Annotated in this window: 12 protein-coding genes; 7 read left to right on the forward strand and 5 right to left on the reverse strand. The window is 66.6% G+C overall.

The features are described 5' to 3' along the window. Positions 1-71: 71 nt before the first annotated feature. Positions 72-1,784: a PPE family protein gene (locus AWC07_RS00605; RefSeq protein WP_036419113.1), complete on the reverse strand. Its 1,713-nt coding sequence runs from the start codon at positions 1,782-1,784 to the stop codon at positions 72-74. A 334-nt stretch (positions 1,785-2,118) separates the two neighbouring features. On the opposite strand from AWC07_RS00605, the gene AWC07_RS00610 reads away from it, so the two are divergent. Next, positions 2,119-3,768, forward strand: a complete 1,650-nt coding sequence (locus AWC07_RS00610) for an amidohydrolase (RefSeq protein WP_036419120.1) — start codon at positions 2,119-2,121, stop codon at positions 3,766-3,768. A 26-nt stretch (positions 3,769-3,794) separates the two neighbouring features. On the opposite strand, the gene AWC07_RS00615 is transcribed toward AWC07_RS00610, so the two are convergent. Continuing rightward, a complete protein-coding gene (locus AWC07_RS00615; protein ID WP_036416346.1) occupies positions 3,795-4,103 on the reverse strand; it encodes a WhiB family transcriptional regulator in 309 nt (102 codons plus the stop codon). Positions 4,104-4,649: 546 nt separating this feature from the next. On the opposite strand from AWC07_RS00615, the gene AWC07_RS00620 reads away from it, so the two are divergent. From AWC07_RS00620 to AWC07_RS00630, 3 genes are all read left to right on the forward strand, one after another. Beyond that, positions 4,650-5,495, forward strand: a complete 846-nt coding sequence (locus tag AWC07_RS00620; protein WP_051508127.1) for a hypothetical protein — start codon at positions 4,650-4,652, stop codon at positions 5,493-5,495. A gap of 80 nt (positions 5,496-5,575) precedes the next feature. After that, complete coding sequence (sigD, locus tag AWC07_RS00625; RefSeq protein WP_084293636.1) at positions 5,576-6,151, forward strand: ECF RNA polymerase sigma factor SigD; 576 nt, start codon at positions 5,576-5,578, stop codon at positions 6,149-6,151. Continuing rightward, entirely contained in the window at positions 6,144-7,028 is an 885-nt protein-coding gene (locus AWC07_RS00630; RefSeq protein ID WP_085104906.1) for an anti-sigma-D factor RsdA, read from the forward strand. Before sigD ends, AWC07_RS00630 begins: the two co-directional genes overlap by 8 nt. A 24-nt stretch (positions 7,029-7,052) precedes the next feature. On the opposite strand, the gene AWC07_RS00635 is transcribed toward AWC07_RS00630, so the two are convergent. Next, on the reverse strand, positions 7,053-7,466 hold the full coding sequence (locus AWC07_RS00635) for a DUF5319 domain-containing protein (RefSeq protein WP_036411072.1): 414 nt from the start codon (positions 7,464-7,466) through the stop codon (positions 7,053-7,055). 175 nt (positions 7,467-7,641) lie between these two features. Here AWC07_RS00635 and guaB point away from each other — a divergent pair, with 175 nt between their 5' ends. Both guaB and AWC07_RS00645 read left to right on the forward strand, forming a co-directional pair. Further along, positions 7,642-9,249 carry an IMP dehydrogenase gene (guaB, locus tag AWC07_RS00640; RefSeq protein ID WP_036411073.1) on the forward strand — a complete coding sequence of 536 codons (1,608 nt, stop codon included), beginning with the start codon at positions 7,642-7,644 and terminating at the stop codon, positions 9,247-9,249. Between the two features lie 9 nt (positions 9,250-9,258). After that, positions 9,259-10,398, forward strand: a complete 1,140-nt coding sequence (locus tag AWC07_RS00645; RefSeq protein ID WP_036411074.1) for a GuaB3 family IMP dehydrogenase-related protein — start codon at positions 9,259-9,261, stop codon at positions 10,396-10,398. Between the two features lie 17 nt (positions 10,399-10,415). On the opposite strand, the gene AWC07_RS00650 is transcribed toward AWC07_RS00645, so the two are convergent. Both AWC07_RS00650 and AWC07_RS00655 read right to left on the reverse strand, forming a co-directional pair. Beyond that, the gene (locus tag AWC07_RS00650) at positions 10,416-10,832 is read right to left on the reverse strand and encodes a type II toxin-antitoxin system VapC family toxin (RefSeq protein WP_036411075.1); all 417 of its coding nucleotides are present in this window, start codon (positions 10,830-10,832) and stop codon (positions 10,416-10,418) included. Between the two features lie 7 nt (positions 10,833-10,839). Next, positions 10,840-11,061 (reverse strand): hypothetical protein, encoded by a 222-nt coding sequence (locus AWC07_RS00655; RefSeq protein WP_036411107.1) that lies wholly within the window; start codon positions 11,059-11,061, stop codon positions 10,840-10,842. 113 nt (positions 11,062-11,174) lie between these two features. On the opposite strand from AWC07_RS00655, the gene AWC07_RS00660 reads away from it, so the two are divergent. Beyond that, positions 11,175-12,911 (forward strand): GMC oxidoreductase, encoded by a 1,737-nt coding sequence (locus tag AWC07_RS00660; protein WP_036411077.1) that lies wholly within the window; start codon positions 11,175-11,177, stop codon positions 12,909-12,911. Positions 12,912-12,934 lie beyond the last annotated feature (23 nt).

Below are 12,934 nucleotides of genomic sequence, written 5' to 3' on the forward strand. Positions count from 1 at the left end.
ATCACGGTGCGGTCCGCGACTGCGGCGACCACGCCGCGTTATGGCCTACCCCGCCATTGGGGCCAACCCGTTCAGGTAGCCAACATGATCAGCCGGCCGAGGCTCAGCAGGCCCGAATTGGCGAGACCGGTGTTGAAGAAGCCCGAGTTGAACCCACTGACCATGCCGCTTGGGAAGGGGCCAATGACGTCGGTGACACCGGTGTTGAAAAAGCCAGAGCTGACGCCGGTGACAAGCGAGCCGCCGGAGGCCGAGTTGAAGAAGCCCGAGATACCGTGACCGCCGTTAGCGGCCGTGTTTCCAAGCCCCGAGACTCCGACACCGATGTTAGAGAATCCCGAGTTGCTAGTGGCGGCGAAGCCGACCGGACCCTGGTCTATGGCGCTCCCGAAGCCGGTGTTCAGATTGCCCGCATTCCAAAAGCCCGTGTTTACGTGGCCCGAGTTGCCAAAGCCGGTGTTTGCCGAGCCCGAGTTGAAAAAGCCGGTGTTGAGGTTGTTCCCGTTCCAGCCGCCGGTATTGATCGAGCCCGCGTTCGCGAAGCCGGTATTGAGCAGGCCCGAGTTCCAGAAGCCGCTGTTTCCGCTGCCCGCGTTCCCGAAGCCGAGGTTGCCGGTGCCCGAGTTCGCAAAGCCGAAGCTGTTGAGGTGGCCTGGATAAACGGTATTGGTGCCGGCACTGAAGAGGCCGATATTGCCGTTGCCGGAGTTGAAGAAGCCGATGTTGTTGTTTCCTGAATTGAACAAGCCAATGTTGCCGCTGCCCGAGTTCAGGCCGTCAAGATGCAACTGGCCAGCTGCCAGGTCGTAATACGCACCCCCGACACCGACCAAATTGCTGCCTTTGAGCCCGAACCCGATGTTGTGATCGCCGTAGTTCCCGCCGCCGATGTTTCCGACGCCCAGGTTCCCCAAGCCGAAGTTGCCGTTGCCGGTGTTACCCATGCCCACGTTGTTGTTGCCCGGCGTGGGGGAGAACGTGAACAGGTTTGGATTGGACAAGTCGGTCGGTCCGCCGTTTCCGAAGCCGATGTTCCCGTTGCCGAAGTTACCGAAGCCGAAGTTTCCATTGCCGCTGTTTCCGGCGCCGACGTTGTTGTTGCCGTTGTTTCCGCTGCCGATGTTATTGTTGCCCGGCTTCGGGGGGACCAGCTGGCTGTTTCCAACGCCGCTGTTTCCGAAGCCGATGTTTCCGCTGCCGGTGTTGCCATTGCCGACATTGGCGTTGCCCTTGTTGCCGACGCCCAAATTGGGCAGGTTCTGCAGGAACTGCTGTAGACCGCTCGGCAACTGCGCTGCCGCAGCCGACGCCCCGGTGTGATAGCCGGCCATCGCGGCCACATCCGCGGCCCACATCTGCTCGTACTGGCCCTCGGCGGCCATGATCGCCGGCGCATTGAGCCCCAACCAGTTCGACCGGATCAGCTGTAAGAACGCCGAGCGGTTGGCCGCTACCGCCAACGGATGGATGGTTGCCGCGCGCGCGGCCTCGAACGCACCGGCCACCGTCCGCGCCTGCTCGGCCGCCCCCGCGGCCTGGGCCGAGGCCGCGCTCAGCAGCTTCGCATACGGGGCGGCCGCAGCCGCCATCGCCGCCGAGGCCGCACCCTGCCAGGACTCAATGGCTAACCCTGAGGTCACCCACGAGAATGACGACGACGCCGTTCCCAACTCCGAGGCCAGCCCGTCCCAGGCCGCTGCCGCGTCCAGCATCGGCGCCGACCCGGCACCGGTGAACATCAGCAAAGAATTTATCTCCGGCGGCAACACCATGAAATTGGACACGACAGTCCCCCTGTCAATATCACGCGGAGCTCTCGAAGCGACCTGGTGCCGACGTGGGATCGAGTAACTCGCCACGCAGGCTACGCCGACTGCAACGCAAATATTGGTTTTTTGGCAGAATTCAGACCGGAGCGATTCGCTGATCGGAGCAGGTGACAAGACCGCCTCGGCCGAGTCGCTCGACCGGCCCGGCGTTCAGGCGTGCCGCCAGTACCTAGTTAACATGTTGTGGCGCAACATGATTCACGGATCAGCGTAGCCGGCATCGACAACCGGAGTTGCGCGGATTGGTGAATGCCGCACTAAGATGGCTGACGATCAGAAGGAGGTCAACATGATTGGCGAAGCTGACGCCATCTATCTGAACGGTGACATCGTCACGATTGACGACGGGCAGCCGACGGCCGAAGCAGTCGCCATCAAGGACGGTCGCATCGTCGCCGTCGGGGCTTGCGACGACGTTGTACAACAACACCAAGGCCCGCGAACGCGCACCGTCGATCTCGCCGGCAAAACACTGCTGCCGGGCTTCATCGACCCGCACAGTCACTACATCAATGCGCTCACGGTGGCCAACCAGGTCAATGTGTTCGCACCACCGGCAGGCCCCGGCGCCGACGTCGACGCCATCGTCGCGGAGCTGAAGCGCTTCCGTGACGCGCGCAACATCGGTGAGGGCGAACTCATCATGGGCTACGGCTACGACGAGACGGTCATGCCTGAGGGCCGCACCCTGCACCGAGAAGACCTCGACAAGGAGTTCCCGAACAACCCGGTGATGGTTGGGCACGTGTCGTTGCACGGCGCCGTGCTCAATTCCGCGGCCATGGACAGGTACGGCATTTCAGCGAGCACCGTCACGCCGCCGGGCGGGGTGATCGTGCGCAAGGACGGCTCGGACGAACCCGACGGCCTGGTCATGGAAACCGCGTTTCTGCCGATCTTCGCCTCGCTGCCCAAACCCACCCGCGAGCAAGAGGTGCAGTGGAGCATCGCCGGCCAAATGCTTTACGCCGCAGCCGGTATCACGACTGCCCACGAGGGGGCGACGCACGCGGCGGACATCGCTGTGATGCAGCGGGCGGCTGCCGGCGGCGCCACCCTCATCGACATCGTCGCCTATCCGTTCATCCTCGACCTCGACGCGGTTCTGCAGGACAATCCGCCCGACACATTCGGGACCTACCACAACCGCGTCAAGCTCGGTGGCGTCAAAGTCACCCTCGACGGCTCGCCGCAGGGCCGGACGGCGTTCTTCACCACCCCCTACCTCGTCGACGGGCCCGACGGGCAGCAGAACTGGACCGGCGAACTCCCGTTCCCGCAGGAAACCGTCGACTCCTGGTTCAAACGTGTCTACGACCTCGGTGTGCCGCTGAACATCCACGCCAACGGTGACGCCGCCATCGACGTCCTGCTCAAGGCGCACGAATACGCCGGCGCCGACGACCTTTCCAAAGACCGCCACACCACGGTCATCCATTCCCAGTTCGTGCGGCGCGACCAGCTCGACAAGTACGTCGAATACAACCTGATCCCGTCGCTGTTCACCGAGCACGCGTTCTACTTCGGCGACACCCATGTCCGGCTGCGCGGCAGGGAACAGGCGCATTTCCTCAGCCCGATGCGGACAGCGATCGACATGGGCCTGCGCCCGACCAACCACACCGACTTCAACGTCTCGCCACTCGACCAGCTGTTCGTGGTGTGGACGGCGGTCAATCGCGTCTCCCGCAGCGGCGAAGTCATCGGCGCCGATCAGCGTGTCACGGCCCTCGAGGCGCTCAAAGCGATCACCATCAACGCCGCATATCAGTACCGCGAGGAGCAGTCCAAGGGCTCGATCACGGTCGGCAAACTGGCCGATCTGGTGATCCTGGACAGCAATCCACTGACCGTCGACCCGATGGACATCAAAGACATCAAGATCGTCGAGACGATCAAAGAGGGGCGCACGATCTATCGGAGACCGGTCGCCGCCTGATCACCGCCGCAGAGCCGGGCGGCCCATCACGCGGAGCGGCGGATCCCCCGGCTGCGCCCAATGCCGCCCTTGAGCAGCAGGTCGCGCTCTGATTCGGACAAGCCGCCCCATACGCCGTAGGGCTCGGCCACGTCGAGTGCGTGGGAGCGGCACTGCTCGATCACCGGGCAGCGGCGGCACATTTCCTTGGCGCGCTGCTCGCGCAGCATGCGGGCGCGGCCGCGCTCGCCGTCGGGATGGAAGAACATCGATGAGTCGACTCCGCGGCACAAACCCTGCAACTGCCAGTTCCAGATGTCGGCGTTGGGCCCAGGTAGCTGCTCCGGCTGTGGCATTGCTCATTCCCTCTCTGCACGGCACATCCAAGTGGAGGTTAGGTTCGCGAACGCGCGAGGTGTGCAACTGATACTTCAGAGGAGTCACCGATGACTACCAGACAACGCTAAACGCTAGGGGGACTGCCGAATTTCCGTCAATAGCCCGCCGGAGCGACCAAATACCTGTGCGTTGGACGAGAATTAACTCGGTGTTCATCTGTCACGCATTTGGCGACGGACAAGCGTGCTATCGAAACCGGTTCAAAATCTCATCTTTGCAGCTCAGCGGGCTGCTGTGAGCATGCTGTAATTTGCCGAGAGATGGCTGTGAGTAATGTGTACGTAACACAGAAACCACAAACTTTTTACCGCTCACGGTGAGTGAAACACTAATGTCGCGCTCCGCGATCGGTGGCCGGCGCGTGGTGCGCGCCCATTCTCAATTCACCCACCACGGGATTTCGCCGGCCACGGCGCCGTGGGCCCGGCAGGTGCCGCTCCTGTCTCCACGAGACACTCGTGGCAATTGCAGCAGCGGATTCGGGTTAGGGTGCAGCTATCACCATGCAGGAAACTCGACACGCTTCGTCGACCGACATGGCGATTGAATCGATTGAGTCGCGGTTGGCCGATGCAGCCTTCGGAAGTAGCCCGGGCAGTTGGCCGCTGCCGACGGCGACGACGCCACGCCAGCTGTGGCTGCGCGCCGTGGCCGCCGGGGGGCAAGGTCGTTACGGCTCGGCGTACACCGACCTGGAGTTGCTGCGACGCCGCGTCCCGGCGGGCCGTTTGGCGTCGCTGGCGCACAGCACCCACGGGTCCTTTCTGCGCCAGCTCGGCTGGCACACCCTGGCGCGGGGCTGGGACGGACACGCCATGGCACTGGCCGAGGCAGATCCGGAGGCCCGCGCCGATGCGCTGATCGGGCTGGCGGCCGACGCGCTGGGCATCGGCCGCTTCGCCGTCTCGGCGACGTTGCTGACGCGTGCGGACGCGGTGCTCGATGCGGCCGGGTTGCCGGCCGACGTGGCGAACCGGCTGGCGGTACGCCGTGGCTGGGTGGCCGCGGAGTTGGCGATGTTCTCAGGTGAGGCGGCGACCGCCGTGGACTGCGCGCAGGAAGCGGCCGAGTTGGCGCGGGCCGGCGGGTCGGCCAGGCACCAGGTCAAAAGTGAGGTGGTGCTGGCGGCGGCGCTGTGCAGTGCCGGCACTGCCGAGCGGGCTCGCGGCGTGGGTGAGGAGGCGATGGCAACTACCGGCCGGCTGGATCTGATTCCGCTGCGCTGGGCGTTGGCCTGCTTGCTGATCGATATCGGGAGTGTCACGTTTTCGACGCGCCAGTTGCGCGAAATTCGTGATATCTGCGCAGATCAAATACGGCGCGCCGGTGGGACCTGGCGTCCCGCTTGATTCGCCGCTCGACCGTTATTGTCAATTCGTGAGTTAGCCCGGGATGTGTCCGGTTCGTAACGTTGGAGATATCGCCGTCAATGACAATTGAAGGGGAACGTCTCGACGCTGTGGTTGCGGAGGCCGTGGCAGGAGACCGGAACGCACTTCGGGAGGTGCTGGAGACCATCCGTCCGATCGTGGTGCGATATTGCCGGGCGCGAGTCGGCACGATCGAGCGCAGTGGCCTCTCAGCAGACGATGTGGCACAGGAGGTGTGCTTGGCCACCATAACGGCGCTTCCGCGCTATCGGGACCGAGGGCGCCCGTTCCTGGCCTTCCTCTACGGCATCGCGGCGCACAAGGTCGCGGACGCTCATCGTGCGGCCGGCCGCGACCTTGCGTATCCCGCCGAGGCGGTTCCAGACCGCCGATCGGCCGACGCCGGCCCCGAACAGCTTGCCATCGAGGCCGATTCGGTGACCCGGATGAACGAATTGCTCGAGATCTTGCCGGCCAAGCAACGGGAGATCCTCATCCTGCGTGTTGTCGTCGGCCTATCCGCCGAGGAGACCGCGGCCGCCGTCGGCAGCACCACGGGAGCGGTCCGGGTGGCCCAGCATCGCGCACTTCAGCGGCTCAAAGACGAAATTGTCGCGGCAGGTGACTATGCGTGATTCCGGTTTCGATCGGCCCGGCCTGGACGAACTGGCCGGCACCGAGCTACTCCTCGACGCGCTCGCCAGCCGCACCGACGTCACCCTCGACGATCCACACGAAGACACGCTGGCCGCCCTGCTGGGACAGTGGCGCGACGATTTGCGGTGGCCACCGGCCAGTGCACTGGTGTCGCCCGATGAGGCCGTCGAGGCGCTGATCGAAGGAATCGCGCAGCGCCGGCGCTCTCGCCGCGCGCTGGCAGCGGCAGGATCGGTGGCTGCGACGCTGCTCGCGCTGAGTGGGTTCGGTGCGCTGGTCGCCGATGCCCGACCCGGCGATGCCCTCTACGGGCTGCACGCGATGATGTTCAACGAGCCGCGGGTCAGCGACGACCCGATTGTGTTGTCCGCCAAGGCCGACCTGGCCAAGGTCGAGCAATTGATCGCCCAGGGGCAGTGGGACCAGGCCGAAACCCAGCTGGCCGAGGTCAGCAGCACCTTGCAGGCCGTCAATGACGGCAGCCGACGGCAGAACCTGCTGAACGAGTTGAACCAGCTGAACACCAAGGTGGAAAAACGCGATCCCAACGCGACTCTGCCGCCGACCCCGTCGCCCCGGTCCGTGCTTTCCCGGGTCCTTGCCCCGAGTGACTCCCCGGTGACCTCGTCGGCCCCGCCGGCTCCCGACACCGAGGCGGCAGCGACATCAGGGGCACCGGAATCGACGGCGCCGACCAGTCCGGTCACGTCCGAGATGTCGACCGGTAGCCCGGCACCAACGTCGAAGCCGATGACCAGTCCGTCGTCGCCGCCGCCCACCAGCACGCCGGTGTCTGCGGCTGCGGGCACAACAGACCCCGGCTCATCCCCAGCGCCTGCCGGGGAACCCGGCTAGAAGGAGCTACAGCGGGCGGACCACCTAGTGATGGCGGCGGAAGCCGTCCGCGTCTGACGTCGCTTCGTTGAGCGACGCATCGGCGTATCCGCGGCAGTAATCCCACGTGACGTAGGCGTCCGGCTCGGGATCGTAGGCCGGCTCGTGCGGGCGGACGGTGCCGTCGATCAGCAGCTGCAGCAGGTTGGCGCGCAGCATGTCCCAGTCGTGGTAGTGGTCCTGCTGGCACTCGTCGCAACAGACCACCAGGCCGCGAATCCCCTTGTGCGCCAGTAGAGCTTCGTAGACGGCGAGGTCGGCCAGGTCAGCCTCTACCGCCAGCCGCTCCTGCTGATCGAGGGGCTGACCGGGCTCGACGGCCTCCAACGCCGCCGACGGGTCACAGGGGTCGTCGGCAAACGGATCGGGCGGCAAACCCGGCGGCAGGTGGTCGCGCACCCCTCTACACTACGCAGCCAGGCAGCCATCGCGCCAGAAATTCAGTGGGCGCGCCGTACGGGTCGGACCCGGCCGCGCCGCAACCCCATCTCACCCGCCTCGCGGCCTGCGTCGTCACCTGGGCGGGAGCCGATAGGATGGGTTTCTCACTCCGCATGCGTATGGAGGGCCCACGATGTCCCGTGGCATGTCTCGCCTGGAAGAAAGCTCCGACCTGGTCGGCAGCCCGTATGTGCGCGACGCGCATGTCGGTGGCCTGACCGGTGACCCGGTGCCGACCGGTGGCGACGACCCGCACAAGGTTGCCATGCTGGGGCTGACCTTCGACGACGTGCTGCTGCTACCGGCGGCTTCCGATGTGGTGCCGGCCGCCGCCGACACCTCCAGCCAGCTCACCAAGAAGATCAGGCTGAGGGTGCCGCTGGTCAGCTCGGCGATGGACACCGTCACCGAATCTCGGATGGCGATCGCGATGGCCCGGGCCGGCGGCATGGGCGTGCTGCACCGCAACCTGCCGGTCGCCGAACAGGCCGGCCAGGTCGAAATGGTCAAGCGCTCCGAGGCCGGCATGGTCACCGATCCCGTCACCTGCCGACCGGACAACACCTTGGCCCAGGTCGATGCGCTGTGCGCCCGGTTCCGGATCTCCGGGTTGCCGGTGGTCGACGACGACGGAGCGTTGGTCGGCATCATCACCAATCGGGACATGCGCTTCGAGGTCGATCAGGCCAAGCAGGTCGCCGAGGTGATGACCAAAGCCCCGCTGATCACCGCGCAGGAGGGGGTCAGTGCGTCGGCGGCGCTGGGCCTGTTGCGCCGGCACAAGATCGAGAAGCTGCCCGTCGTGGACGGGCGGGGCCGGCTGACCGGCCTGATCACCGTGAAGGATTTCGTCAAGACCGAGCAACATCCGCTGGCCACCAAGGACAGCGACGGCCGGCTGCTGGTCGGTGCCGCCGTCGGGGTCGGCGGTGATGCGTGGGTCCGCGCCATGATGCTGGTGGACGCCGGGGTCGACGTGCTGGTCGTCGACACCGCGCACGCCCACAACCGGCTGGTGCTCGATATGGTCCGCAAGCTCAAGGCCGAGGTGGGCGACCGGGTCGATGTGGTCGGCGGCAACGTCGCCACCAGGTCGGCGGCCGCGGCCCTGGTCGACGCCGGTGCCGACGCGGTGAAGGTGGGCGTGGGTCCGGGCTCGATCTGCACGACCCGGGTGGTGGCCGGCGTCGGCGCACCCCAGATCACCGCGATCCTGGAAGCCGTCGCGGTGTGCCGGCCGGCGGGTGTGCCGGTGATCGCCGACGGGGGACTGCAGTATTCCGGCGATATCGCCAAGGCGCTGGCCGCGGGCGCGTCGACGACCATGCTCGGTTCGCTGCTGGCCGGCACCGCCGAAGCACCCGGTGAGCTGATTTTCGTCAACGGCAAGCAATACAAGAGCTACCGCGGCATGGGATCGCTGGGAGCCATGGCGGGCAGGGGTTCTGGCTCGGCGGCGAAGTCCTATTCCAAGGACCGCTACTTCGCCGACGACGCGCTCTCCGAGGACAAGTTGGTGCCCGAGGGGATCGAGGGCCGGGTGCCGTTCCGCGGTCCGCTGAATTCGGTGATCCACCAGCTGACCGGCGGCCTGCGCGCGGCGATGGGCTACACCGGCTCACCCACCATCGAAGTGCTGCAGCAGGCGCAGTTCGTCCGGATCACGGCGGCCGGTCTCAAAGAGAGCCACCCGCACGACGTCGCCATGACTGTCGAAGCGCCCAACTACTACGCACGCTGACGGCGCATCATGGTCGAGATCGGCATGGGCCGCACGGCGCGGCGCACCTACGAACTCAGTGACATCAGCATCGTCCCGTCGCGGCGTACCCGCTCGTCGAAAGACGTGTCCACGGCATGGCAGCTCGACGCCTACCGGTTCGAGATCCCCCTGCTGGCACACCCGACGGATGCCCTGGTTTCGCCGGAGTTCGCGATCGAGCTGGGCCGGCTGGGCGGGCTGGCCGTGCTCAACGGCGAGGGACTGATCGGCCGGCACGCCGACGTCGAAACCAGGATCGCCCAACTCGTAGAAGCTGCCGAGAAGGAACCCGAATCCTCGGCGGCGATTCGGCTGCTGCAGGAGCTGCATGCGGCCCCGTTGAACCCCGAGCTGCTCGGCACCGCCGTGGCCCGCATCCGGGAAGCCGGGGTGATCACCGCGGTGCGGGTCAGTCCGCAAAACGCCCAGTCGCTGACCCCGGTGCTGCTGCAGGCCGGGATCGATCTGCTGGTCATCCAGGGCACGATCGTCTCGGCCGAGCGGGTGGCTTTGGATAAGGAACGAGACGGGGAGCCGCTGAACCTGAAGACCTTCATCGCCGAGCTCGACATTCCGGTGGTAGCGGGCGGCGTGCAGGATCACCTCACGGCGCTGCACCTGATGCGCACCGGCGCCGCCGGCGTGATCGTGGGCTACGGCTCCACGCAGGGAGTGACCACGACCGACGAGGTGCTGGGCATCAGCGTCCCGATGGCCACCGCGATCGCCGACGCCGCGGCCGCACGGCGCGAATACCTCGACGAGACCGGCGGCCGCTACGTGCACGTGCTGGCCGACGGCGACATCCACACCTCCGGTGAACTGGCCAAGGCCATCGCCTGCGGGGCCGACGCGGTGGTGCTCGGCACGCCGTTGGCCGAGGCCGCCGAGGCGCTGGGCCAGGGCTGGTTCTGGCCGGCCGCAGCGGCGCACCCGTCGTTGCCGCGCGGGGCGTTGCTGCAGATCGCGGTGGGTGAGCGGCCGCCGCTGGAACGGCTGCTCAACGGGCCGTCCGACGACCCGTTCGGCACCCTCAACCTGGTCGGCGGGTTACGCCGGTCGATGGCCAAGGCCGGGTATTGCGATCTCAAGGAATTCCAGAAGGTCGGCCTGACGGTCGGCAGCTGATCGCTGGCGCAGCTGGTCTACAGCGGCGTCAGTAACTCGACGTCGCGCCCTTCCGCCATGGCGACGAGGGCGGCATCAAAGGTGACCAGGCGAACTCCCCGGCGGCGGGCCAGCGTCAGCAGGTGCGCGTCGGTCACCTGGCGGTAACCGACGATCGCCGGCACGTCGCCGTCGACGGGCGACACGTCGTCGACCAGGAAGCGGTGACCATCGACGGCCCGCAACGCCGCCAGCACCCGGCGTGCGTCGGCGATGCCGACCGGGCTGGGCAGCACCTTCGGGTTCGTCGACACCCGGACGAAGCCGCTTTCGGTGATCGGGCAGGTAGCCCAGCCCCGGGACGCGTTGGCGGCGAACCACTCCCGGATACGCACATGGTGGATGTGCGAATCCCATGCCAGCGCGACCAGGGCATTGACGTCGAGCAGCGCCACGGCCGGGTCAGTCCTCGTCGAGGGCGCGCCGAACCATCTCGGGGGTGATCGGCGGCGTGCCGGCCGGGACCCGGATCACGGGCAACTTGTCGTCGGTCTCGACACGCGCGGGGGTGAGGCCGCGGCGCGCCAACTCGGAAATGACCGCGCCCAGCGACCGGCGCTGACTGGCCGCAAGTTCCCGGGCCGCGGCGACCACATCGTCGTCGATGTCCAGCGTCGTTCGCACCGGTTGATGATAGCGCATCAACGCATCACGCCCCGGCACCGCTGCGGCTGTCGTGGCCGTCACTTACCAGGGTGGGGTTAACGGGCCGATGTAAAGAAGGTCATACTGCATCGATGAAACCGGATTACGACGTCCTGATTATCGGTTCAGGTTTTGGGGGCAGCGTCAGCGCGCTGCGGCTGACGGAGAAGGGCTACCGGGTAGGCGTGCTGGAGGCGGGCCGCCGGTTCTCCGACGAGGAGTTCGCCAAGACGTCCTGGGATCTGCGTAAGTTCCTGTGGGCACCCCGATTGGGTTGCTATGGCATCCAGCGCATCCACCCGCTGCGCAACGTGATGATCCTGGCCGGCGCCGGGGTGGGCGGCGGGTCGCTGAACTACGCCAACACGTTGTACGTACCGCCGGAGCCGTTCTTCAAAGACCAGCAGTGGCAGCACATCAGCGACTGGCGCGACGAGCTGATGCCGCACTACGAGCAGGCGCAGCGGATGCTGGGCGTGGTGAAAAACCCGACCTTCACCGACGCGGACCGCATCGTCAAGGAGGTCGCCGACGAGATGGGGTTCGGCGACACTTGGGTGCCCACCCCGGTCGGGGTGTTCTTCGGACCCGACGGCACCAAGGCGCCGGGCAAAACCGTGCCCGACCCCTATTTCGGCGGCGCGGGGCCGGCCCGGACCGGCTGCATCGAATGCGGTGAGTGCATGACCGGCTGCCGTCACGGCGCCAAGAACACGTTGCTGAAGAACTACCTCGGGCTGGCGGAATCGGCAGGGGCGCAAGTGATTCCGATGACGACAGTGAAGGGCTTCGAACAGCGGGCCGACGGGCTGTGGGAGGTTCGCACCGTCCGCACCGGTAGTTGGGCGCGCCGCGACCGGCGCACCTTCACCGCCACGCACCTGATCTTGGCCGCGGGCACCTGGGGCACTCAGCATCTGCTGTTCAAGATGCGCGACAAGGGCAAGTTGCCCCGAATTTCCAAGCGCCTGGGCGTGTTGACCCGGACCAACTCCGAGTCGATCGTCGGCGCCGCGCGGCTGAAGGTTTCCCCGGACCTGGACCTGACGCACGGGGTGGCGATCACGTCGTCGATCCATCCGACGCCGGACACCCATATCGAGCCGGTCCGCTACGGCAAGGGGTCCAACGCGATGGGCCTGCTGCAGACGTTGATGACCGACGGTACCGGTCCCGAGGGCAGCGCAGTGCCGCGCTGGAAGCAGCTGCTGGTGCAAGCCGGGGAGAATCCGCGCAAGATGATCCGGCTGCTCAATCCCCGGCAGTGGAGCGAACGGACCGTGATCGCGCTGGTGATGCAGCACCTGGACAATTCGATCACCACGTTCACCAAGCGGGGGAAGCTGGGCATCCGCTGGTACTCCAGCAAGCAGGGACACGGCCAGCCCAACCCGACCTGGATCCCGATCGGCAACGAGGTCACTCGCCGCATCGCCGCCAAGATCGACGGCGTGGCCGGCGGCACCTGGGGTGAGCTGTTCAACATCCCGCTGACGGCCCACTTCCTCGGCGGCGCGGTGATCGGGGACAGCCCGGAGAACGGCGTCATCGACCCCTATCACCGGGTCTACGGCTATCCGACACTGTTCGTGGTCGACGGTGCCGCGATCTCGGCGAACCTCGGTGTGAACCCGTCGCTGTCCATCGCCGCCCAGGCCGAGCGCGCCGCGTCGCTCTGGCCGAACAAGGGCCAAAACGACCAGCGGCCGCTGCAGGGGGATGCCTATCGCCGGCTGCAGCCCATCGAGCCCGAGCACCCGGTGGTGCCCGCCGGCGCGCCGGGGGCGCTGCGGTGGCTGCCGGTCGATCCGGTCAGCAAGACGGGCTGATCAGCCGGCTCGTCGGCCGGCCA

Source organism: Mycobacterium gastri (assembly GCF_002102175.1).
GTDB lineage: Bacteria > Actinomycetota > Actinomycetes > Mycobacteriales > Mycobacteriaceae > Mycobacterium > Mycobacterium gastri.